The sequence below is a fragment of the Ensifer adhaerens genome (assembly GCF_002940685.1).
In the GTDB taxonomy this organism is placed as follows: Bacteria; Pseudomonadota; Alphaproteobacteria; order Rhizobiales; family Rhizobiaceae; genus Ensifer; species Ensifer adhaerens_E.
In genome coordinates this window covers 212,693-233,134 of the sequence record NZ_PNFP01000008.1, presented here as the reverse complement: position 1 = coordinate 233,134, position 20,442 = coordinate 212,693, and the positions used below count along the sequence as shown (strand labels likewise).

Genomic DNA, 20,442 nt, shown 5'->3' with positions numbered 1-20,442 from the left:
CCGAGGCTTAACAGTCAAATCAAGCGGCTTCGGCAGCCAGCTTCTTGGCCTTTTCGATCGCTTCTTCGATCGAGCCGACCATGTAGAAGGCAGCTTCCGGCAGGTGGTCGTACTCGCCGTTGACCAGGCCCTTGAAGCCCTTGATCGTGTCTTCGAGAGCGACGAGCTTGCCCGGCGAACCGGTGAAGACTTCGGCGACGAAGAACGGCTGCGACAGGAAGCGTTCGATCTTGCGAGCGCGGGCAACGGCCAGCTTGTCTTCTTCAGACAGTTCGTCCATGCCCAGGATGGCGATGATGTCCTGGAGAGCCTTGTAGCGCTGCAGGGTCGTCTGGACCTTACGCGACACTTCGTAGTGCTCTTCGCCAACGATCATCGGGTCGAGCATGCGCGACGTGGAGTCGAGCGGGTCAACGGCCGGGTAGATGCCCTTTTCGGCGATCGAGCGCGACAGAACCGTCGTTGCGTCCAGGTGGGCGAACGAGGTTGCCGGCGCCGGGTCGGTCAAGTCGTCGGCCGGAACGTAGATGGCCTGAACCGAGGTGATCGAGCCCTTGGTCGTGGTGGTGATGCGTTCCTGCATCTGGCCCATGTCGGTCGCCAGCGTCGGCTGGTAGCCCACGGCCGAAGGAATACGGCCGAGCAGAGCCGACACTTCGGAACCTGCCTGGGTGAAGCGGAAGATGTTGTCGACGAAGAACAGAACGTCCTGGCCCTTGTCGCGGAAGTCTTCAGCGATCGTCAGACCGGTCAGAGCGACGCGAGCGCGGGCGCCCGGCGGTTCGTTCATCTGGCCGTATACGAGGGCAGCCTTGGAGCCTGCACCGCCGCCGTGCTTGTTAACGCCGGATTCGATCATTTCGTGGTAAAGGTCGTTGCCTTCGCGGGTACGTTCACCCACGCCTGCGAACACCGAGTAACCACCGTGCGCCTTGGCGACGTTGTTGATCAGTTCCATGATGAGAACGGTCTTGCCGACGCCTGCGCCGCCGAAGAGGCCGATCTTGCCGCCCTTTGCGTAAGGAGCGAGGAGGTCGACGACCTTGATGCCGGTGACGAGGATCTGCGCTTCCGTCGACTGTTCGACGTAGGACGGCGCTTCCTGGTGGATGGCGCGCTTGCCGGAGGTGACGAGCGGACCGGCTTCGTCAACCGGCTCGCCGATGACGTTCATGATGCGGCCGAGCGTTTCGTCGCCAACCGGAACCGTGATCGGTGCGCCGGTGTCGGTGACCGACTGGCCGCGGACGAGACCTTCGGTCGAGTCCATGGCGATCGTGCGGACGGAGTTTTCGCCGAGGTGCTGCGCGACTTCGAGAACGAGGCGGTTACCGTTGTTGTCGGTTTCCAGCGCGTTCAGGATCTGCGGAAGCTGGCCTTCTTCGAACGCGACGTCGACGACGGCGCCGATGACCTGCGTTACGCGACCGACAGAGCCGGTTGCGGCCACTGCTGCGGTCTTGGCGGAAGCTGCCTTCCTCGGTGCAGCGGGCTTCTTCTCCGCTGCGGTTTCTTTCGGGGTAGCTGCCTTAGCCATAATCCTTACCCTCTTCTCGTGACCTTAGAGCGCTTCCGCGCCCGAGATGATTTCAATGAGTTCCTTGGTGATCTGAGCCTGGCGCTGACGGTTGTAGTTCAGCGTCAGCTTGTTGATCATCTCACCAGCATTGCGCGTCGCGTTATCCATCGCGCTCATCTTGGCACCCATTTCGCCAGCGACGTTCTCGAGCAAGGCCCGGAAGATCTGCACGGAAATGTTGCGCGGAATGAGATCGGTGAGGATCGCGCCCGCGTCCGGCTCATATTCGTAGACGGCCGAAGCATCGGATGCTTCCGCTGCGACCGGGCCGGCCGAAGCGGGGATCAGCTGCTGAGCCGTCGGAATCTGGGCGATAACGGACTTGAACTCGGAGTAGAACAGCGTGCAGACATCGAACTCGCCCTTTTCGAAGAGCGCGATGACCTTGTGGCCAATCTGGTCGGCGTTTTCAAAGCCGATCTTCTTGACCTCACGCAGGTCGACACGATCGATGATCAGCGACGCGTATTCGCGGCGCAGGATATCGAAGCCCTTCTTGCCGACGCAGATGATCTTGACCGTCTTGCCGGCTGCAAGCAGCTTGCGAACGTGGTCGCGGGCATGACGGGCGATCTGCGAGTTGAAGCCGCCGCAAAGGCCGCGTTCAGCCGTGCAGACGACCAGAAGGTGCGTATCGTCCTTGCCGGTTCCGGTCATCAGAGCAGGCGCGCTGTCGTCCGCGCCAACCGCCTGGGCGATGTTGGCGAGAACGGCAGCCATGCGCTGCGAGTAAGGCCGGGCGGCCTCGGCCGCCTCCTGCGCACGCCGAAGCTTCGCCGCGGCGACCATTTTCATCGCCTTGGTGATCTTCTGCGTCGCCTTGACGGAGGCGATCCGGTTCTTCAGATCCTTAAGTGAAGGCATCCGTTATCCGTCCTAAATGAAATCCGCTCAGGCGAAAGACTTGGCGAAGCTGTCGATTGCAGCCTTCAGCTTGCCCTTGACGTCGTCGGAGATCGCCTTGTCCTTGCGGATGGTTTCCAGGATGTCCTTGCCTTCCGAACGCATGTACGAAAGCAGGCCCTGCTCGAACTTGCCGACCTGGTTGACCGGCAGCTTGTCGAGGTAGCCGTTGACGCCTGCGAAGATGACAGCGACCTGCTCTTCCGTCTTCAGCGGCGAGAACTGCGGCTGCTTCAGGAGTTCGGTCAGACGCGCACCGCGGTTCAGGAGACGCTGCGTAGCGGCGTCGAGGTCCGAACCGAACTGAGCGAAGGCGGCCATTTCGCGATACTGGGCGAGCTCGCCCTTGATCGAACCGGCAACCTGCTTCATCGCCTTGATCTGCGCGGCGGAACCGACGCGCGAAACCGACAGACCGACGTTAACGGCCGGACGGATGCCCTGGTAGAACAGGTCGGTTTCAAGGAAGATCTGGCCGTCGGTGATCGAGATCACGTTGGTCGGGATGAACGCCGAAACGTCGTTGCCCTGCGTTTCGATGACCGGCAGAGCCGTCAGCGAGCCAGCGCCCATGTCGTCGTTCAGCTTTGCAGCGCGCTCGAGCAGGCGGGAGTGCAGGTAGAAAACGTCACCCGGGTAAGCTTCGCGGCCCGGCGGGCGGCGCAGCAGGAGCGACATCTGACGGTAGGCAACAGCCTGCTTGGACAGGTCGTCATAGCCGATAAGAGCGTGCTTGCCGTTGTCACGGAAGTATTCGCCCATCGCGCAGCCGGCGAACGGTGCGAGGTACTGCATCGGCGCCGGATCGGAAGCCGTAGCGGCAACGATGATCGAGTACTGCAGAGCGCCACGCTCTTCCAGAACCTTCACGAACTGGGCAACCGTCGAACGCTTCTGGCCGATTGCAACGTAGACGCAATACAGCTTGTCGCCGTCCGGACCATTGTCGTGAATGGCCTTCTGGTTGAGGATCGTGTCGAGAATGATCGCGGTCTTGCCGGTCTGGCGGTCACCGATGACGAGCTCGCGCTGGCCGCGGCCAACCGGGATGAGGGCGTCGATGGCCTTGAGGCCGGTCGACATCGGCTCATGCACCGACTTGCGCGGAATGATGCCCGGAGCCTTGACGTCAACGCGAGCGCGCTGCTTGGCGTTGATCGGGCCCTTGCCGTCGATCGGGTTGCCGAGCGCGTCGACGACGCGGCCGAGCAGTTCCGGACCAACCGGAACGTCCACGATGGCGCCAGTCCGCTTGACGGTGTCGCCTTCCTTGATGTCGCGGTCCGAACCGAAGATAACGACACCGACGTTGTCGGCTTCGAGGTTCAGCGCCATGCCGCGAATTCCACCCGGGAATTCGACCATTTCGCCTGCCTGAACATTGTCGAGGCCGTAGACGCGGGCAATACCGTCACCGACGGAAAGCACCTGACCGACTTCGGAGACTTCTGCTTCCTGGCCGAAATTTTTGATCTGATCTTTGAGAATTGCGGAAATTTCCGCGGCGCGGATATCCATCAGCCGACCTCTTTCAGTGCAAGCTTAAGGGTAGAGAGTTTGGTGCGAAGGGAAGTGTCAATCTGGCGGGACCCGACCTTGACGATCAGACCTCCAAGAATAGACGGGTCGACGGTGACGTTGACCGCCACGTCTTTGCCGGTGACGCCCTTGAGCGTCGCCTTCAATTCAGTTTGCTGCGCTGCGGAGAGCGCATGGGCCGACGTGACGTCGGCGGAGATTTCGCCACGATGGCGCGCAGCGATCAGGCGGAACGCCTTGATCATGCCCGGCAGCGCGAAGAGGCGACGATTGCGGGCAACGACCTTGAGGAAGTTGCCGACGAGCCCGGAGATGCCAGCCTTTGCGGCAACTGCCGAAATGGCCTTGAACTGGTCGTCTGCAGAAAAGACCGGGCTTGCGATCAGCCGCTTCAGATCGTCGCTGCCGTCGATCAGGGTCTGGACGCGGCCAAGATCCGCACCGACTGCCTCGACCGAACCGGCGCTGAGCGCGAGTTCAAAAAGCGAGGACGCATATCTTTCTGCAACACCGGAAATAAGCTGGGATGTGTCTGCCACGGGCACAAGCTTCTCTCAATTTCATCCAAGAACCGTGCTGGCGGTGGGCCGTCAACTTAAGCTCTTGAATTTGCTGCAATAATTTGCAGGATATCGAGGCCTGGCGACCCACTTCCCCCGCAATTCGCGGTTCGTCTAGCATAGGATGTTTGGACTCGCAACACGCGAACGGCAGGAATGCGGCATAAGTCGGCCACCTTGGGCCGAATTTTGCCGTAAATTCGGTCCTGCGCCGGTCAACAGCGGAGAAGCCCGCAATCGCGATCAGATCATGCCGAAGACATAGGCGAGCGGAAGGATGGCGAGTGCGGCCTGAACAATGAGCGCCGCCCAGTTGTAAAGCGTGCCGCCATTGTCGCTCATCATGGAGAGGATTCGACCGAAAGCGGCCAGCGCAAAGGCGGCACCAACAGCGAGATAGACCATCGGCTGCGCCAGCAGGATGGCGGCAAGCCCGAGCCCGACATGCATGCCGCCCATGGTCGAGCGCGCCTCGGCAAGGCCGCCACGCCGCCCCTCGGCAATGCCGATGCCTGCGGCGCGAAAGGTCAGCCGCGGGGCAAACAGCATGACGACACCGATCAGCGCTGCCGCTGCCGCCGCACAGAAGGCGAGGAATTCGCCGGTTTCCGTCGGAATGTAGAATTCCATGCCCGTTCCCGCTGTGCGCCCGTTGTCCCGTTGCTTCGTCCGCCGAAGCGACACGTCCTGACCTCTAGCGCAAGTCGCTCCGATTGTGAATCGCCCACAGGCTCTTATGCACCGGTCACAGGAAACTCGAACCTAGAGGAAGCTCTGCGGATCGATGTCGAGCTGGACGCTGATCGAGCCACGCTCCTTGGGGCCGGCGGCAATCATCGCCTTGACGAAGGCCTGCATGTCGCTGTTGCGCCGGCCATGCACCAGCAGACGGAAACGGTGGCGGCCGCGGATCAGCGCCAGCGGCGCCTCGGCCGGACCGAGAATGGCAATGCCATCCGTCCGGGGTGCTGCCATACGCAAGCCCCGCGCGTGCCCCTCGGCATCCTGGCGCGTGTCGGCCGAAACGATCAGCGAGGCAAGCCGGCCGAAGGGCGGCAAGAGCGCCTTCTCGCGCTCGGTGATCTCGCGATCGTAGAAGGCGTCGGCGTCGCCGGAGACGATCGCCTGCATCACCGGATGCTGCGGCTGGTAGGTCTGCAGCAGACCTAGACTTTTGAGGCCGGTTCGGCCCGCGCGGCCGGTCACCTGCGAGAGCAATTGAAAGGTCCGCTCAGCCGCACGCGGATCGCCGTTTGCCAGACCGAGGTCGGCATCGACGATGCCGACCAGCGTCATCAGCGGGAAGTTATGCCCCTTGGCGACGAGCTGGGTACCGATGACGATATCGGCTTCGCCACGCGTGATCGCTTCGAGCTCCAGCCGCAGACGCTTGACGCCCATCAGGTCCGAGGAAAGCACGATGGTGCGCGCGTCCGGGAAATGCCGCTCCACCTCTTCGGCGATGCGCTCGACCCCCGGGCCGCAGGCAACGAGATGATCGAGCGTGCCGCATTCCGGGCAGGCTTCCGGCGTGCGCTCGGAATAGCCGCACTGATGGCACTGGATCTGTCCGCGGAAGCGATGCTCGACGAGCCAGCTCGAACAGTCCGGGCACTGGAAGCGGTGGCCGCAGACGCGGCAGAGCGTCAGCGGCGCGTAGCCGCGGCGGTTGAGGAAAAGCAGCGCCTGCTCGCCGCGCTCGACCGCCTTGCCGACCTGGTTCAACAGCACCGGCGACAGGAAGCCGCCGCGCGCCGGGGGATGCTGGCGCATGTCGACGACGCCGAGTCTCGGCAGCGCCGCATCGCCGAAACGGGTCGGCAGATGGATCGGCTTGTAGCGGCCGACTTCGCCATTGACCCGGCTTTCGACCGACGGCGTCGCCGACACGAGCACGACGGGAAAGCCGGTGATGCGGCCCCGCACGACCGCCATGTCGCGCGCATTGTAAAAGACGCGGTCTTCCTGCTTGTAGGCCGGGTCGTGCTCTTCGTCGACGATGATGAGGCCCAGCTCCTCGAACGGCAGGAACAGGGCGGAGCGCGCGCCGGCGACGACACGGACCGTGCCCGTCGCCACCTGCCGCCAGACCTTTTCGCGGGTGCGGGGCGCCAGATCCGAATGCCATTCGGCAGGCTTTGAACCGAAGCGATCCTGGAAGCGCTCGAGGAAGCTCGACGTCAGCGCGATCTCCGGCAGAAGAATGAGCACCTGCTTGCCGGCTCGAAGCGTTGCCGCGATCGCCTCGAAATAGACCTCGGTCTTGCCCGAACCGGTGATGCCGTCGATCAGCGACACCGAAAAGCCGCCCTCTTCGACGGCGGCGAGCAGGTCGGCCGCCGCATCCTTCTGCGGACCTTCGAGTCGCGGGGCGACGAAATCGGGATCTGGCAGGGCGACCACCGGCGGCGGCGCCATGAAGACGGTCTCGAATACGCCCTGCTGCGTGAGACCATCGATGACACTGGAGGACGTGCCGGCCGCGTGCGCAAGTCCGGAGCGGGTCCAGGAGAAACCGTCGCCGGCGGCGGCGATCACCCGTTCGCGCGCTGCCGTCATGCGTTCTGGCCGCATCTCGGTGAGGCGCAGGGCTTCCACCATCGGCTCGGGATCGAACGCCGTCGGCGCGCGCAGCGCCATGCGCGCGACCAGTCCGGGCGGCGTGACGGTATAGGCTGCCACCCAGTCGAGAAAGGTGCGCATGTCGCGCGTCAGCGGCGGGCAGTCGAAGACCTTCTCGATCGTCTTGAGTTTCTTCGGATCGACGGAGCCGTCATCGTCACCATCCCAGACGACGCCGACGACGAGGCGGGGCCCGAGCGGCACCTGCACGATCGAGCCCGGCTCGACCGCCATATGGTCGGGAACCGCATAGGAATAGGCTTTTGGCGCCGGCATGGGCACCAGGACCGGCACGACGCGACGGGCCGAAGCGGGCCCGAGCAAATCGCCGAATAAATCGGTTGAATCGCGAGTCATTTTGCCGTGACCTTGCCACGTGTTTCGGTTAAAGAAAACTGCGCTGCGAACCGCAGCCTTGCAGGCCGCAGGGTTTGTCACGGTTCCACCAGAGTTTCAACGCGCGCGATCTCTGCCAACGGAATTCCTCCCCGGTAGATATGCGCCCGAACGGCAATCGTGCCCCAAGGGAGTGACCCCATGAAATTTTTCGTTGATACCGCCGACGTCAAGGAAATCCGTGAGCTGAACGATCTCGGCCTTCTCGATGGCGTCACCACCAACCCGTCGCTGATCCTGAAGTCGGGCCGCGACATCACGGAAGTCACCAAGGAAATCTGCGGCATCGTCGAGGGCCCGGTTTCGGCTGAAGTCACCGCCACCGAATATGCCGAGATGATGAAGGAAGCCGCCGTTCTATCGAAGATCGCCGACAACATCTGCATCAAGCTGCCGCTGACGCTCGACGGCCTCAAGGCCTGCAAGGCGCTGACCTCTGACGGTCACCAGACCAACGTGACGCTGTGCTTCTCGGCCAACCAGGCGCTGCTCGCTGCCAAGGCCGGCGCGACCTTCGTCTCGCCCTTCGTCGGCCGCCTCGACGACATCGCGTTTGACGGCATGGACCTGATCCGCGAAATCCGCCACATCTTCGACAACTACGGCTACGAGACCGAAATCCTCGCCGCCTCGATCCGCACGGTCAACCACGTCAAGGAAGCCGCCCTCATCGGCGCCGACGTCGTCACCGCACCGCCGGCAACGCTGAAGGCGCTCGTCAAGCACCCGCTGACCGACAAGGGCCTGGAAATGTTCCTGGCCGACTGGGCCAAGACCGGCCAGAAGATCGCCTGATCGGTTCAGCAATGAATGAAAAACCCCGCAGCGATGCGGGGTTTTTTGTGCCTATTCGTCGTCGTCCATCAGGCCCGTCAGCCGCATGCCGTCGATCCAGGTGGCGCTGTCTTTGCGGATCACCCGGCGCGGTCGGACGCCTGAGCGCTGCCGCACCTCCTCTGCCAGCCGCTCCGAATGGGTGACGATCCAGATCTGACTTTCGCGCGAGGCGCTGGCGATCATGTCCGCAAGCGCCGGCAGCATGTCCGGATGCAGGCTTGTCTCCGGCTCGTTGAGCGCGATGAAGCGGGGCCGGCGATAGGACAGCAACGCGGCCGCCAGCGCCAGGAAGCGCATCTGCCCATCGGAAAGCTCGCGCGGCGAAAACGGCCGGCTCGGAAAATCCGGAAAGATCAGTGAGAATTCGGCAAACTGGCCGGGCTCGGGAACGTCGAGACGGGCACCGCCGAAGGCGTCGGCGATCGCACGATCGAGATCGACCGTGTCCTCGCGCGTGTGCCGGAGCGTCGCAAAGACCGCCGCCATGTTGACGCCGGTCTCATCCAGCATCGGCGCGGTGACGGCGAGGCAGGGCAGCCGCAGGGGCGATTCGCGGTCGGTGCGGAAGCCATGGAAGAAGCGCCACTGGTCGACGGCACGGCGGAAGGTGCCGACCTCCGGATAATGGCCGGCGTCGCCGAGCAGCGAGATCGCCGTCTCCGAGGTCAAGGCCTGCTCGGGATAGTCCTCCATCCGTCCGCGCTCGCCGCGCACGAAGATACCCGGGCCGGAGCGCTTCATCATCGTCACCGGCCGGCGGCCGGTTTCGACGGTCAGTTCCTCCTCCTTGACCTGCGGCTCATAGGCAAACCCGGCCGCAGGCGGAGGCGGGCGCAGTCCAGCCTCGATGCGGTAACGGAAGGTGATCGCACGTTCTTCGTCCAGAAGCTCGGTTTCGAGCCTAATGCGCACCGGCTTGTCGGCGCGGCGGCGCCCGCTCCAGAGCGCCGAGGACATGCCACCCTCCTCGGCGATCTCGCGCGCCAGCGTTCCACGCGTGGCCGACTGCACGAGCTGAAGCGCGCGATAGAGATTGGACTTGCCGACACCGTTCTCGCCGATGAACAGGTTAACGCCGGTCAGATCCATGCGGATCGACTTCAACGAACGGTAGTTTTCGGCGAACATGGATTGAAGCTGCATGGTGCAAGACCTAGCCGATCCGCCCACCGCCGTGAAGCCCGCGTTCGCACCGGCGTCGACTGTCGCTAGAGCGCGGCCGCCAATTGCAGCCTCGGCCGGAATTCAGCGTCGGCATCGATCGCCAGATCGAAGACCGTGTGCCTTTCCAGCGCCTTCGTCACCTCGCCGGCCTCGCCGTCGAGCGCCTCGGGCGGAATGAGGTTGCCGATGCGGAAGTCGAAGAGATCGCCCTTCTTGTTCAGCAATTCGTGGAAGACGGTCATGTCGCGCAGCTCGGTCGACCACTTGGCGAACCAGTAGAACAGGCCGGAATTGCGGGCGCTCATATGCACCGGCAGGATCGGCAGGCCGTACTTGCGCGCAAAACCCACGGCCGAGGTCTTCCATGGCCGCTCGTTGAGGCAGCCGTCGGCCCAATAGGCGATGCGGCCGGAGGGAAAGAGCACCGTCGCCTTGCCCTCGCCGATCGCCCGGTTGGTCACCTGCAGCGTCTCGCGCGCCTTCAGCTTGCTCTTGTGTTCCTCGCGCCATTCGACCGGGATGACCATTTCGACGAAGCGCGGGTTGACGCGGACCGCATCGCGATTGGCGAAGAACATCATGTCCGGTCGCCGGCTCTTCAAGAGGTCGAAGACGGCGATCCCGTCGGCAATGCCGGTCGGATGGTTGCTGACGAGCAGGAAGCCGCCCTTGCCAGGTATGCGCTCCGGCCGGTCGACGCGCACTTCCAGCGAGAGCAGCGAACTCAGATGCTCGAAGGCCTGGAAACCCGGCATGTTGGCGACAGCATCGGCGAACTCGTGCGCCTTGCGATAGTTCAGCAACGTGTAGAGGAAAGGCCGCATCAGCGGCCAGAACGGGCTCTTGACGATGCGCTGGCCACGCTCCGCGATCAGGGTGTCGACGATGTGGCCAGGCTGCCCCTGGGAGACCAGGGCGATTACTTCAGCAAAATGCGCGAATCCGTTCACCGAATCCCGTCCCGCCATAGTCCGATCCGTTAGTTTGCGGCTGACCATCGCAATTCTATATGATCGAAGGATGACAAATTCCAAGGGTGCATTAGCAAAAACATAAGACGCGTCAGGGCATTGTCGCGGGCGGACATCAATGGAAAGCGACAATGAACGAGCTTCTCGTCATCGGCCATCCGGAGCTCCTCGCCGAGCGCCAGCGCTGGCTCGACGGCCTCATGCGCGAGCGCCGCCTCTCCGACAACACCGTCGAGGCCTATGAGCGCGACACGCGGCAGTTTCTGACGTTTCTCACCGGCCATCTCGCCGGACCGCCAAGGCTTTCCGACATCCGCACGCTGCGCCCCGCGGATCTGCGTGGCTTTCTCGCCCAGCGCCGCAAGGGGGGTGCTGGCGCACGCACGCTTGGCCGCGGGCTTGCCGGCCTTCGCTCCTTCCTGCGCTACCTCGAACGCAACGGCCTTGCCAATGCGGCCGGTGCGGCTGCGGTGCGTTCGCCCAAGCAGCCGAAATCGCTACCGAAGCCGTTGACCGACCGCGAAGCGCTGAATGTGGTGACCTCGCAGGCGCAGCTTGCCGAGGAACCCTGGATCGCCGCCCGCAATGCCGCCGTGCTGACCCTGCTTTACGGCTGCGGCCTTCGCATTTCCGAAGCGCTCGGCCTCACGCCGTCGGAGTTTGCCGGCGCGCCCTCGTCGCTACGCATTCTCGGCAAGGGCGACAAGACCCGTATCGTGCCGCTGATCGACGCCGCACGCGAGGCCGTCGCCACCTATCTCAAGCTCTGCCCCTACCCGATCGCCGCGGACGAACCGCTGTTTCGCGGCGCGCGCGGCGCCAAGCTGCAGCCGGCGATCATCCAGCGCGAAATGCAAAAGCTGCGCGGTGCGCTCGGCCTGCCAGAGACCGCGACGCCGCACGCTTTGCGCCATTCCTTCGCCACCCATCTGCTTGCCGGCGGCGGCGATCTCAGGACCATCCAGGAACTGCTCGGCCATGCCAGCCTGTCGACCACCCAGGTCTATACCGGCGTCGATTCCGCCCGGCTGCTGGAGATCTACGACCGCGCCCATCCGCGTGCCTGATTTTCGGCGGAGAGGCGGATTAACCATGCCCGTTAAGGAAGCCGTGACCGGCCCGGGCCTAGGGTCGACCATCGACCATGCGACTGTCAGGGAAAAACGATGACCGCCTTTGCGAGACCTCAGCGAAACCTGCCGCGTCACCTTTTTGCGCGGCTCGCCGACGGCGCGCTCTGGCTGGTCGCCCTGCTGCATGTCCTGCTCGCCGCCTGCCTCGTCGTCGCTCTCGTCTTCGTCGCTGACGCCGACGCCACGGAAATCGAATGTGGCGGCGCCAATGTTCTGACCGCGCTTGCAAAAACCGACCCGGCGAAACTGGCCGCGCTCGAAGCGGAAGCCGCCGCCATCCCGAACAGCAAGGGCATCTTCTGGAAGATCGAGAAGGACGGTGTCGCGCCGTCCTGGCTGCTCGGCACGATGCATGTCACCGACCCGCGCGTTCTGGCCCTGCCGGCCGCGGCGCCCGCCGCCTTCGAGGCCGCCTCCACGGTCATCGTCGAATCGGACGAGATCATCGACGAGAAGAAGTCGGCCGCCGCGATCCTGATGCGGCCCGATCTCACCATGCTTCCGGACAACAAGACGATCGCCGACTTCCTGAAGCCTGAAGACCGCGAACAGCTCGAAACAGGCCTCAAGGCACGCGGCATTCCGCTCACACTCGTTTCCCGCATGAAACCCTGGATGATCGCGAGCTTCGTCGCGCTGCCTGCCTGCGAAATGAGCCGCAAGGCGGCGGGCGCCTCCTTCCTCGACAAGAAGATCGCCGAGGATGCCGTCAGTCAGGGCAAGACGCTGAAGGGCCTGGAGACGCTGGTCGAACAACTCGCCGCCATGGACTCGCTGCCGACCGAGCTGCATCTGCGCGCGCTCATCGAGACGCTGGCGCTCGGCAAGACGATCGACGACGTCTTCGCGACGATGACCGATCTCTACCTTGCAGGCGACACCGGCATGATCATGCCGATGATGAAGGCCGTGTCGGACAAGAGTACCGAGGATTTCGGCTATGCCGACTTCGAGCAGCGCATCATCGTCGACCGCAACAAGACGATGGCGACGCGCGCCGAACCGATCCTCAAGGACGGCGGCGCCTTCATGGCCGTCGGCGCGCTGCACCTGCCGGGCAAGGAAGGCCTGGTCGAGCTGCTGCGCGACCAAGGCTTCACGGTCACGCGCGCCAACTGATGGCGCTGGTCGGAAGGTGCGGGGTTCGGCACCTTCAGTTCTGCACGGTCACAGCCGAAGCATCTTCGGCCCGAGGCGCAGCAGCGACATCGGGCTCGCCCCTCGATAGGCCGCGATAGCCCCAGACCGCGGCGCCGACGATCAAGGCGCCGGCGGCGAGCGCAATGGTGAAGCCGGCAGGCACGCCGAAGCGGGCGACCACGCCTCCCGACACCGCGGCACCCGCAGCAACCCCTATCCCGAGGCCAGTCGTCAGCCAGGTCAGTCCTTCCGTGAGTTTCGACGGCGGCACCGCGACTTCGCCGATGCTCAAGGCAACGATCATCGTCGGCGCGAAGAACACGCCCGATACGAACATCATGACCGCAAGGCTGCTGATGCCGCCCGCAAACAGCAGCGGCAATGTGCTGGCAGCCGTCATGCCCGCGCCGATCAGGAACAGCTTCGGCAGCGGCAGGCCGATCCTGACCGCGCCGAACGCCAGGCCGGCGATGCAGGAACCGAGCGCATAAAGCGAAAGCACCAGGCTTGCGGCCGCCGGTCGCCCCTCGGCCTCGGCAAAGGCGACGCTGACCACGTCGATCGTGCCGACGATGACGCCCATGCCGGCGAGCGCGACGATCAGCACGCGCAAGGCGGGGTAACGAAGAACCGAACCCGGCGCGATCGTCTCTGCCGGTTTGACCGGTGGCTCGGTCCGCGTCTGCAGCACGAAGGCGGTAACGCCGACGGCAAGGCAGATGGCCGCTGCCAGCGGTCCGGCCTCGGGAAACAAGCCGACGCTCAGGCCGACGGCGATCGGCGGTCCGATGATGAAGCAGATCTCGTCGAAGACGGATTCGAGCGAGAAGGCGGTCTTGAGTTCGGGACGGCCCCGATAGAGCTCCGTCCATCGCGCCCGGGTCATCGCCGACATGCTCGGCGTGCACCCGGCAAGGATTGCAAAGGCGAAGAGCGTCCAGTCCGGCGCCTGCCAATGGGTCGAGATGAGCAGCGCCGACGTGCCGAGAAGGCTGAGCGTGGCGGCAGCCGGCAGGACGCGGCTTTGGCCGAACCGGTCGACGAACCGGGATACCTGTGGCGCCAGGAGTGCAGAGGCGAGCGTAAAGGCGGCAGCAACGCCGCCGGCAAGTCCGTAACTGCCGCGCGACTGGGCCAGCATGGTGATGATGCCGATGCCCATCATCGACAGCGGCAGGCGCGACACCAATCCCGCCAGGGTGAAGCCCACCGTGCCTTTGGCGGCGAAGATCTGTGAGTAGGGATTGGCCATGAAACCTCCTGCGATACTTGTCTGAGCGTCGCGCCATTGGCATACGTCGCGTATGGGAGTGATATTGACATACGCCTCGCATGTCAATTAACATACGCACCGTATGAGAAAAGGAGCTGCAAATGACGAGGCGTGCACGCAGCGACATGATCGCGGAAACGAGAGGAAAGCTGATTGCCGCCGCCCGGGATGCCTTCAGCCGGAACGGCTACGCCGAGACCTCCATGGACGACTTCACCGCGTCGGCCGGCCTCACGCGCGGCGCGCTCTACCATCATTTCGGCGACAAGAAGGGTCTGCTGCGAGCGGTGGTGGAGACCCTGGACGGCGACATGGATGCGCGGCTCGATGCGGCCTCGCAGGCACCGGACCCTTGGGAGGGTTTCGTGCGACGCTGCAGGCTCTATCTGGAGATGGCGCTCGAACCGGAGATCCGGCAGATCGTGTTGAAGGATGCGCCGGCCGTTCTCGGGGCAAGCGTGCTGGAGCCGAGCCGACGCCAATGCCTCGCGTCGCTTGCCGCCAGGCTCTCGGCGATGATGGCCGCGGGCATCGTGCGGCAGGGGGATGCCGAGACCTTGGCGCGGCTGATCAATGGCGCGCTTGCCGATGCGGCGCTCTGGATTGCCGAGGCGGACGATCCGCAGCCGCGCCTTGCCAATGCGATCGACAATCTCGACCTGCTGCTTTCAGGGCTGAAAAACGCTGCGCGGACGGCGACGAGCCGTTAGAAACCCGGCCGGCCGACACCTTCAAGAAGCGTCGGCACGATCATCTTGTGAAACGGCATCACCGCCGCCAGGTAGATGCGCCCGAGCGCGTTGTGGCGGCGGATCAGCGTCGTGACACCGACGATCTGGTTGACCGCCGATCCCGCCCTGACATCGACGACGATGCGAAAATCGAGATGCCTGTCGTCGAACCCCAGCACCACCTCGTCGTCGGTCCTCGACAGCACGGGAAACGCACCCACCAGCCCAAGACGTCCCGGCTTCGGCGCTGCGGACTTCAGACCGATGAGCGAGACAACACGATTGCGCAGGCGCAGCAGATCGCGGACCCAGCGGGGCGAACGGCCGAGCGACAGCTCTGCGGCTTGCGCGGCGGTCATTCCCTTGCCATCCAGGGCCAGCTCGAAGCGATCCGCCCAGTCGGCATGTGGAAGATGCCGGTTCGGCAATGGCGCGGCCACGGCTCTCGGTTTCATGGTTCCTCCTGAGACATCGGCATCCCTGATCGTGCATGACGTGAAGCATGATCGCGCCCCTTTTCTCCGCTGCACAGGCCGCCGCTTGTCGCAGCCCCTCGGGCCAATCGTCACACCTCGCCACCTCCCGCCGGCAAGACCACCCTTCCCTTCGCGCAAGCAAGCCCGCATAACTCGGATCAGACGCCGCAACCGCATCCATTGAGGAGATGAAGATGGAAACCAGCCATGACCCGCGCGAACTCGAAATGGTCGTGCTGATGACGCCCGACATGGCGAACTTCAGCGGCAAGGTCCATGGTGGCGCCCTGCTCAATCTGCTGGACCGCGTGGCCTTCTCCTGCGCCTCGCGCTATTCGCAGCAATATGCGGTGACGCTCTCGGTCGACCAGGTGATCTTCCGCCAACCGATCCAGGTCGGCGAACTCGTCACCTTCCGCGCCTGCGTCAACCACGCCGGCCGCACCTCGATGGAAATCGGCATCCGCGTCGAAGCCGAGAACATCAGGAGCGGCGAGCGCCGGCACACCAATTCCTGTTACTTCACCATGGTCGCCGTCGACGCGGACGGCAGCCCGACGCCGGTTCCCACCCTTGTCACCGACACGGCCGACCGCAAGCGCCGGCAGCGCGCCGCCGAGGCACGGCGCAGCCTGAGGCGCGAGTTCGAGCAGCGTTTCCACGACGCCAGATCTGCAATTGAAGAGTGATACGGTCGCTCGGCGACCAGAAAAGCCGGTGGCGGCAATGTCAGCGGACGCTGACGCCGCCGAGGTGGCGATGGCCACAACGGGTAGTCGGCACGCCCGGAGCGTGGCCGGAAACAGGGGGCCGCTTGCCGCAGCCCCCTCGCATGATCCTTACATGTGGATCGGCTTGAAGAAGGTCGAAAGTGCAGCTTCCTTGACCGCTTCCGACATGGTCGGATGCGCGTGGCAGGTGCGGCCGAGGTCTTCCGACGAACCGCCGAATTCCATCAGCACGGCAATCTCGTGGATCATCTCGCCGGCGCCGAAGCCGACGATATGGCCGCCGAGTACCTTGTCGGTTTCCTTGTCGGCCAGGATCTTCACGAAGCCGTCGGTGGCGAGCATCGCGCGCGCACGGCCGTTGGCGGTGAACGGGAACTTGCCGACCTTGTAGGCGACGCCTGCAGCCTTCAGCTCTTCCTCGGTCTTGCCGACGGAGGCGACTTCCGGCTGGGTGTAGACCACGCTCGGGATGACGTCGTAGTTCACGTGACCGGCCTGGCCGGCGAGGATCTCGGCAACCGCGACACCTTCGTCCTCCGCCTTGTGGGCGAGCATCGGGCCGCGCACGACGTCGCCGATCGCGTAGATGCCGGCAACGCTCGTCTGGTAGTGATGGTCGATCTCGACGCGGCCGCGCTGGTCCATAACGACGCCGGCCTTGTCGAGGCCGAGACCGTCGGTATAGGGCCTGCGGCCGGTGGCGATCAGCACCACGTCGGCATCGAGCGTCTGGGCGTCACCGCCCTTGACCGGCTCGAAGGTCACCTTGGCGCCCTTGCCGTCCTTGACGACGCCCGTCACCTTGGCGCCGAGCTTGAAGTCCATGCCCTGCTTGGCCAGCATCCGCTGGAACTGCTTGGCGACTTCGCCGTCCATGCCGCCGAGGATCGTGTCGAGATACTCGACGACCGTGACCTTGGCGCCGAGGCGGGCCCAGACCGAGCCGAGCTCGAGGCCGATAACGCCGCCGCCGACGACGATCATGTTGGCCGGGACCTTTTCGAGCGCGATGCCGCCCGTCGACGAGATGATCACCTTCTCGTCGATATCGACCTTTACGCCCGGGATGCCGGCGACGTCGGAGCCGGTGGCGATCACGATGTTCTTGGTTTCGAGGATCTGCTCCTCGCCCTTGTCGTTGGTGACGGAAACCTTGCCCTGGCCGAGCACCTTGCCGGTGCCCTGGATGCCGTCGATCTTGTTCTTCTTGAACAGGAACGAAACGCCGTCGACGTTGGCCTTAACGGTCGCGTCCTTGTGCGCCATCATCTTTTCGAGGTTCAGCTTCGGTGCCGCGACTTCGACGCCGAGCGCGTCGACGCCGTGGGCGACCTGATGGAACATCTCGGAGGCATGCAGCAGCGCCTTCGACGGGATGCAGCCGATGTTGAGGCAGGTGCCGCCATAGGTAGCGCGCTTCTCGACGACGGCCACCTTCAGGCCGAGCTGAGCCGCCTTGATGGCGCAGACGTAGCCGCCGGGGCCGCTGCCGATAACGATGAGATCATAAGCCATTTTCTTATCCTTCCTTCAGGGGCGGTTACCGCCCGCCGCTGACATTGAGAATTGCCCCCGTCACATAAGTCGCCTTATCCGACAGGAGGTAGAGAACCGCGTCAGCGACTTCCTCGGCCGTGCCGGGTCGCTGAACGGGAATGGTGTGGGCGAGATCGCGTGCCCTGTCCGGCAGGCCGCCGGAGGCATGGATCTCGGTATCGATGATGCCGGGGCGGACCGCGTTGACGCGAATGCCTTCGGCCGCGACCTCGCGCGAAAGACCTGTCGTCAAGGTATCGATCGCACCCTTGGAGGCGGCGTAGTCGACATATTGCGCCGGCGAACCGAGCACGGCAGCCATCGAGGAGATGTTGACGATGACGCCGCCCTTGCCGCCGTAGCGCGTCGACATGCGCCTGATAGCTTCGGCCGCGCAGCGGATGGAGCCGGTGACGTTGATGCGGAACATGCGCTCCAGCCGATCGACGGACATTTCGTCGACGCGGGCCGTCTGCCCGACGATGCCGGCATTGTTGACGAGGCCGTCCAGCCGTCCGAAAGCCGCATCGACGGCGGCAAAGATCGCCTGGATATCCGCCTCGGAGCCGACATCGCCCTGAACCGCGATCGCTTCACCGCCAACCGACGTGATGGCATCGACAACCGCATCAGCTGCGGCCCGGTTCGAGGCATAGTTGACCGCAACCCGCCAGCCGGCCTTTGCGGCGCCAAGGCAGATTGCGGCGCCGATGCCCCGGCTGCCGCCGGTCACGAGAAGGACGGGGCTTTCGCTCATGCGGCGCATCCCTTGAGCGTGAAGGCGTCCCAGCTGTCGGCCTCCGCCCGGCCCTTGCCCCAGGCGGTCGAGGCCCTGAGCGACGGCCCGAAATCGGGCAGCAACAATCGCTCGGCCGCCGGTTCGGTTTCGGCGGGGATCTCACCGACCGCGCCGACCTTGTCGAGCGCATAGACGACGCCCTGCCACACCGTGCAGGCGCGCAGTTCCTCGCCGGTCGCATCGCCCTCGGGGCAATTGTGCATGATCAGCCCGGTCGCCCGTTCCGGTTCGCCCGCCGGCATGACGACGCCGTCGAGCAGCAGGCCGGACTTCAGGACCGCCACCTTGAAGTGGTTGCTGGTTGCAGCACTTACCGAGCCGACCGGTTCGAAGCGCAGCTCGTAGCCGCCGTCGCGGTCGCCATAGATCGCATGCGACTGCTTGCAGTCGGCGGCAATCGCCGGCGCAGCAAAGGCAAGGCCGAACAGGGTTGAAAGGAGGCGACGGGAGAGCATGATCAGGCGGCCTTCTCCGTCGCGAGCTTGAGGCCGAGCGCAATGAAGACGACGCCGCTGGCGCGGTCGATCCACTTGCTGGCGCGGGTGAAGGCGGCGCGCATGCGCGGCGTCGTCATGAACAGGCTGACGCCGACGAACCAGAGGATCAGGCACGAAGCCATGACGAGGCCATAGCCGAACTTCACGAGGATCGGCGTGTGGGCGCTGACGACGGTCGAGAAGATCGACAGGAAGAAGAACACCGGCTTCGGGTTCAGCGCATTGGCGGCAAAGCCGAGGCCGAAGGCCTTGGCCGCCGACTGCCCCCTGACCGACCCGTTGCCTTCCGTGTGGTCGACCTTGATCTCGGTCTGCCCGGCCCGAAGCGCCTTGATGCCGATATAGATCAGGTAAGCGACGCCGCACCATTTGACGATGTTGAACAGGTAGATCGACTGCGAAATGATCAGCCCGAGACCGAGGATCGTGTAGGTCACGTGGAACATCAGCGACGTGCCGATGCCGAAGGACGTGATGATCGCCGGGCGGCGGCCATGCACGATCGACTGGCGCATGACCATGGCGAGATCGGCGCCGGGAGAGACGATGGCGAAGGCGAAGATTGCCATCAGCGAGGCGAATTCGAGGAAATACTGGCTCATGGGTTTGCGACCGGTGCGTTGAAGGCCCAGACGTGGCCGAAGGGATCCTTGATGCGCGCGTAGCGTGCGTGCCAGAAGGTATCCTGCGGCTCCAGAACTGTCGATGCCCCGGCGGCCATCGCCCTGGCATAGGCTGTATCGACATCGGCGGGCTTTGCCAGGTTGATGCTGATCGCAACCCCGGTGCCGCCGATCGTGTTTGGCGACAGCACGCTGCCGCCGAATTCGGGGAACTCGTCATGCAGCATCACTTCGCCGCCATGGATCGCCAGATTGGCGTGCATGACGCGTATGCCGTCCTCGGCCATCGCGTGGAACGTGTTCACCGCGCCGAGCGCCTTTTCGTAGAAGGCGATGGCGGCAAGCCCGTCCTTGACGCAGATATGCGCCTGTATCGGTGGAACGTCGGGTCCGAATGCCATGCCAGTCTCCTCTTGCCTTGTCGGCGGGATGCTATGCCATGAGCCGGACGACCATCAGCACAAGGGCGATGATCGACACGAACCAGACGAGGGTGCGCAGCACGGGAACGCCGGCCACGTAGAGAGCGGTATAAACCACCCGTGCCAGAAGCCAGGTCACCGCGCCGATTGCGCCGAGGCCACCGGTCTTGCCGGTCACCGCCAGCGCCAGCGCAAGCGCGACGAAGGCAGGAAAGGTTTCCAGCATGTTGTGAAGCGAGCGCAGCAGACGACCGGACACCACGCTCTTGGGCGCCCTTTGCTCGTCGCGCGGGCCGAGCAGGTACTTGATCGTAAAATCGCCGGACAGGTCGAGCGACAGCGCCTGCACCAGGATATGCGCGATCAGGAACAGCACGCTCCAGCCAAGCACCCAGATTTCAGTCGACGCTGCAGCGGCTTCCATCATCCCTCGCAATCGCAGGAGCGGTTCAGATCGGCATCATCGGCCCTGAAGGCCAGTCTCTCCGGCCAGGCCGCAGAGACGGTTCT

General features: G+C 64.3%; 21 protein-coding genes. 5 read left to right on the top strand and 16 right to left on the bottom strand.

From position 1 onward, the window contains the following. Positions 1–19: 19 nt before the first annotated feature. The 6 genes from atpD to C1A35_RS17520 all read right to left on the bottom strand — a co-directional run bounded on the left by atpD (position 20) and on the right by C1A35_RS17520 (position 7,560). Positions 20–1,537, bottom strand: a complete 1,518-nt coding sequence (atpD, locus tag C1A35_RS17545; protein WP_104665556.1) for a F0F1 ATP synthase subunit beta — start codon at positions 1,535–1,537, stop codon at positions 20–22. A gap of 24 nt (positions 1,538–1,561) precedes the next feature. Beyond that, complete coding sequence (locus C1A35_RS17540) at positions 1,562–2,443, bottom strand: F0F1 ATP synthase subunit gamma (protein WP_104665555.1); 882 nt, start codon at positions 2,441–2,443, stop codon at positions 1,562–1,564. 27 nt (positions 2,444–2,470) lie between these two features. After that, complete coding sequence (atpA, locus tag C1A35_RS17535) at positions 2,471–4,000, bottom strand: F0F1 ATP synthase subunit alpha (protein WP_043619148.1); 1,530 nt, start codon at positions 3,998–4,000, stop codon at positions 2,471–2,473. Next, a complete protein-coding gene (locus C1A35_RS17530; RefSeq protein WP_104665554.1) occupies positions 4,000–4,566 on the bottom strand; it encodes a F0F1 ATP synthase subunit delta in 567 nt (188 codons plus the stop codon). The genes atpA and C1A35_RS17530 overlap by 1 nt, the downstream gene beginning before the upstream one ends. A 258-nt stretch (positions 4,567–4,824) precedes the next feature. Then, positions 4,825–5,211, bottom strand: coding sequence for an AGROH133_08824 family phage infection protein (locus C1A35_RS17525; RefSeq protein WP_104665553.1), 387 nt, complete (start codon positions 5,209–5,211; stop codon positions 4,825–4,827). 132 nt (positions 5,212–5,343) lie between these two features. Beyond that, positions 5,344–7,560: a primosomal protein N' gene (locus C1A35_RS17520; RefSeq protein ID WP_104665552.1), complete on the bottom strand. Its 2,217-nt coding sequence runs from the start codon at positions 7,558–7,560 to the stop codon at positions 5,344–5,346. Between the two features lie 180 nt (positions 7,561–7,740). Between C1A35_RS17520 and fsa the strand changes: the two genes are divergently transcribed. Further along, positions 7,741–8,394, top strand: a complete 654-nt coding sequence (gene fsa / locus C1A35_RS17515; RefSeq protein ID WP_104665551.1) for a fructose-6-phosphate aldolase — start codon at positions 7,741–7,743, stop codon at positions 8,392–8,394. A gap of 51 nt (positions 8,395–8,445) precedes the next feature. On the opposite strand, the gene C1A35_RS17510 is transcribed toward fsa, so the two are convergent. Both C1A35_RS17510 and C1A35_RS17505 read right to left on the bottom strand, forming a co-directional pair. Next, positions 8,446–9,579, bottom strand: a complete 1,134-nt coding sequence (locus C1A35_RS17510; RefSeq protein ID WP_104665550.1) for an AAA family ATPase — start codon at positions 9,577–9,579, stop codon at positions 8,446–8,448. Positions 9,580–9,644: 65 nt separating this feature from the next. Beyond that, entirely contained in the window at positions 9,645–10,568 is a 924-nt protein-coding gene (locus C1A35_RS17505; protein WP_104665549.1) for a GNAT family N-acetyltransferase, read from the bottom strand. Positions 10,569–10,702: 134 nt separating this feature from the next. Here C1A35_RS17505 and C1A35_RS17500 point away from each other — a divergent pair, with 134 nt between their 5' ends. Together C1A35_RS17500 and C1A35_RS17495 are read left to right on the top strand one after the other, a co-directional pair. After that, the gene (locus C1A35_RS17500) at positions 10,703–11,638 is read left to right on the top strand and encodes a tyrosine recombinase XerC (RefSeq protein WP_104665548.1); all 936 of its coding nucleotides are present in this window, start codon (positions 10,703–10,705) and stop codon (positions 11,636–11,638) included. Positions 11,639–11,737: 99 nt separating this feature from the next. Next, positions 11,738–12,823 (top strand): TraB/GumN family protein, encoded by a 1,086-nt coding sequence (locus C1A35_RS17495; RefSeq protein ID WP_104665547.1) that lies wholly within the window; start codon positions 11,738–11,740, stop codon positions 12,821–12,823. Between the two features lie 34 nt (positions 12,824–12,857). Here C1A35_RS17495 and C1A35_RS17490 read toward each other — a convergent pair whose 3' ends face one another. Then, on the bottom strand, positions 12,858–14,096 hold the full coding sequence (locus C1A35_RS17490) for an MFS transporter (RefSeq protein ID WP_104665546.1): 1,239 nt from the start codon (positions 14,094–14,096) through the stop codon (positions 12,858–12,860). 122 nt (positions 14,097–14,218) lie between these two features. Between C1A35_RS17490 and C1A35_RS17485 the strand changes: the two genes are divergently transcribed. Next, positions 14,219–14,827, top strand: a complete 609-nt coding sequence (locus tag C1A35_RS17485) for a TetR/AcrR family transcriptional regulator (protein ID WP_104665545.1) — start codon at positions 14,219–14,221, stop codon at positions 14,825–14,827. On the opposite strand, the gene C1A35_RS17480 is transcribed toward C1A35_RS17485, so the two are convergent. Continuing rightward, positions 14,824–15,303, bottom strand: a complete 480-nt coding sequence (locus C1A35_RS17480; protein WP_104665544.1) for a DUF2867 domain-containing protein — start codon at positions 15,301–15,303, stop codon at positions 14,824–14,826. The genes C1A35_RS17485 and C1A35_RS17480 overlap by 4 nt on opposite strands. A gap of 215 nt (positions 15,304–15,518) precedes the next feature. On the opposite strand from C1A35_RS17480, the gene C1A35_RS17475 reads away from it, so the two are divergent. Then, on the top strand, positions 15,519–16,013 hold the full coding sequence (locus C1A35_RS17475; protein WP_104665647.1) for an acyl-CoA thioesterase: 495 nt from the start codon (positions 15,519–15,521) through the stop codon (positions 16,011–16,013). Positions 16,014–16,163: 150 nt separating this feature from the next. Here the strand turns inward: C1A35_RS17475 and lpdA are convergent, their stop codons facing one another. Genes lpdA through C1A35_RS17445 form a run of 6 tightly spaced genes read right to left on the bottom strand, consistent with a single transcriptional unit; the run spans position 16,164 to position 20,359 of the window. Beyond that, positions 16,164–17,570: a dihydrolipoyl dehydrogenase gene (lpdA, locus tag C1A35_RS17470; protein ID WP_104665543.1), complete on the bottom strand. Its 1,407-nt coding sequence runs from the start codon at positions 17,568–17,570 to the stop codon at positions 16,164–16,166. Positions 17,571–17,595: 25 nt separating this feature from the next. After that, positions 17,596–18,348, bottom strand: a complete 753-nt coding sequence (locus tag C1A35_RS17465; RefSeq protein WP_104665646.1) for an SDR family oxidoreductase — start codon at positions 18,346–18,348, stop codon at positions 17,596–17,598. Continuing rightward, positions 18,345–18,845 (bottom strand): hypothetical protein, encoded by a 501-nt coding sequence (locus C1A35_RS17460; RefSeq protein WP_104665542.1) that lies wholly within the window; start codon positions 18,843–18,845, stop codon positions 18,345–18,347. The genes C1A35_RS17465 and C1A35_RS17460 overlap by 4 nt, the downstream gene beginning before the upstream one ends. Before the next feature lie 2 nt (positions 18,846–18,847). Beyond that, positions 18,848–19,489, bottom strand: a complete 642-nt coding sequence (locus tag C1A35_RS17455) for a LysE family translocator (RefSeq protein WP_104665541.1) — start codon at positions 19,487–19,489, stop codon at positions 18,848–18,850. Continuing rightward, complete coding sequence (locus C1A35_RS17450) at positions 19,486–19,911, bottom strand: VOC family protein (protein ID WP_104665540.1); 426 nt, start codon at positions 19,909–19,911, stop codon at positions 19,486–19,488. Before C1A35_RS17450 ends, C1A35_RS17455 begins: the two co-directional genes overlap by 4 nt. A gap of 31 nt (positions 19,912–19,942) precedes the next feature. Then, positions 19,943–20,359 carry an MAPEG family protein gene (locus C1A35_RS17445; protein WP_337441997.1) on the bottom strand — a complete coding sequence of 139 codons (417 nt, stop codon included), beginning with the start codon at positions 20,357–20,359 and terminating at the stop codon, positions 19,943–19,945. Between the last annotated feature and the right edge of the window lie 83 nt (positions 20,360–20,442).

Coding starts and splice junctions, on each gene's coding strand:
- atpD (WP_104665556.1), bottom strand. CDS start 1,537: ATGGCTAAGGCAGCTACCCCGAAAGAAACCGCAGCGGAGAAGAAGCCC.
- C1A35_RS17505 (WP_104665549.1), bottom strand. CDS start 10,568: ATGGCGGGACGGGATTCGGTGAACGGATTCGCGCATTTTGCTGAAGTA.
- C1A35_RS17475 (WP_104665647.1), top strand. CDS start 15,519: ATGGAAACCAGCCATGACCCGCGCGAACTCGAAATGGTCGTGCTGATG.
- C1A35_RS17450 (WP_104665540.1), bottom strand. CDS start 19,911: ATGGCATTCGGACCCGACGTTCCACCGATACAGGCGCATATCTGCGTC.
- C1A35_RS17480 (WP_104665544.1), bottom strand. CDS start 15,303: ATGAAACCGAGAGCCGTGGCCGCGCCATTGCCGAACCGGCATCTTCCA.
- C1A35_RS17510 (WP_104665550.1), bottom strand. CDS start 9,579: ATGCAGCTTCAATCCATGTTCGCCGAAAACTACCGTTCGTTGAAGTCG.
- C1A35_RS17465 (WP_104665646.1), bottom strand. CDS start 18,348: ATGAGCGAAAGCCCCGTCCTTCTCGTGACCGGCGGCAGCCGGGGCATC.
- C1A35_RS17525 (WP_104665553.1), bottom strand. CDS start 5,211: ATGGAATTCTACATTCCGACGGAAACCGGCGAATTCCTCGCCTTCTGT.
- C1A35_RS17520 (WP_104665552.1), bottom strand. CDS start 7,560: ATGACTCGCGATTCAACCGATTTATTCGGCGATTTGCTCGGGCCCGCT.
- C1A35_RS17460 (WP_104665542.1), bottom strand. CDS start 18,845: ATGCTCTCCCGTCGCCTCCTTTCAACCCTGTTCGGCCTTGCCTTTGCT.
- C1A35_RS17495 (WP_104665547.1), top strand. CDS start 11,738: ATGACCGCCTTTGCGAGACCTCAGCGAAACCTGCCGCGTCACCTTTTT.
- C1A35_RS17485 (WP_104665545.1), top strand. CDS start 14,219: ATGACGAGGCGTGCACGCAGCGACATGATCGCGGAAACGAGAGGAAAG.
- fsa (WP_104665551.1), top strand. CDS start 7,741: ATGAAATTTTTCGTTGATACCGCCGACGTCAAGGAAATCCGTGAGCTG.
- C1A35_RS17490 (WP_104665546.1), bottom strand. CDS start 14,096: ATGGCCAATCCCTACTCACAGATCTTCGCCGCCAAAGGCACGGTGGGC.
- lpdA (WP_104665543.1), bottom strand. CDS start 17,570: ATGGCTTATGATCTCATCGTTATCGGCAGCGGCCCCGGCGGCTACGTC.
- C1A35_RS17540 (WP_104665555.1), bottom strand. CDS start 2,443: ATGCCTTCACTTAAGGATCTGAAGAACCGGATCGCCTCCGTCAAGGCG.
- atpA (WP_043619148.1), bottom strand. CDS start 4,000: ATGGATATCCGCGCCGCGGAAATTTCCGCAATTCTCAAAGATCAGATC.
- C1A35_RS17455 (WP_104665541.1), bottom strand. CDS start 19,489: ATGAGCCAGTATTTCCTCGAATTCGCCTCGCTGATGGCAATCTTCGCC.
- C1A35_RS17500 (WP_104665548.1), top strand. CDS start 10,703: ATGAACGAGCTTCTCGTCATCGGCCATCCGGAGCTCCTCGCCGAGCGC.
- C1A35_RS17445 (WP_337441997.1), bottom strand. CDS start 20,359: ATGATGGAAGCCGCTGCAGCGTCGACTGAAATCTGGGTGCTTGGCTGG.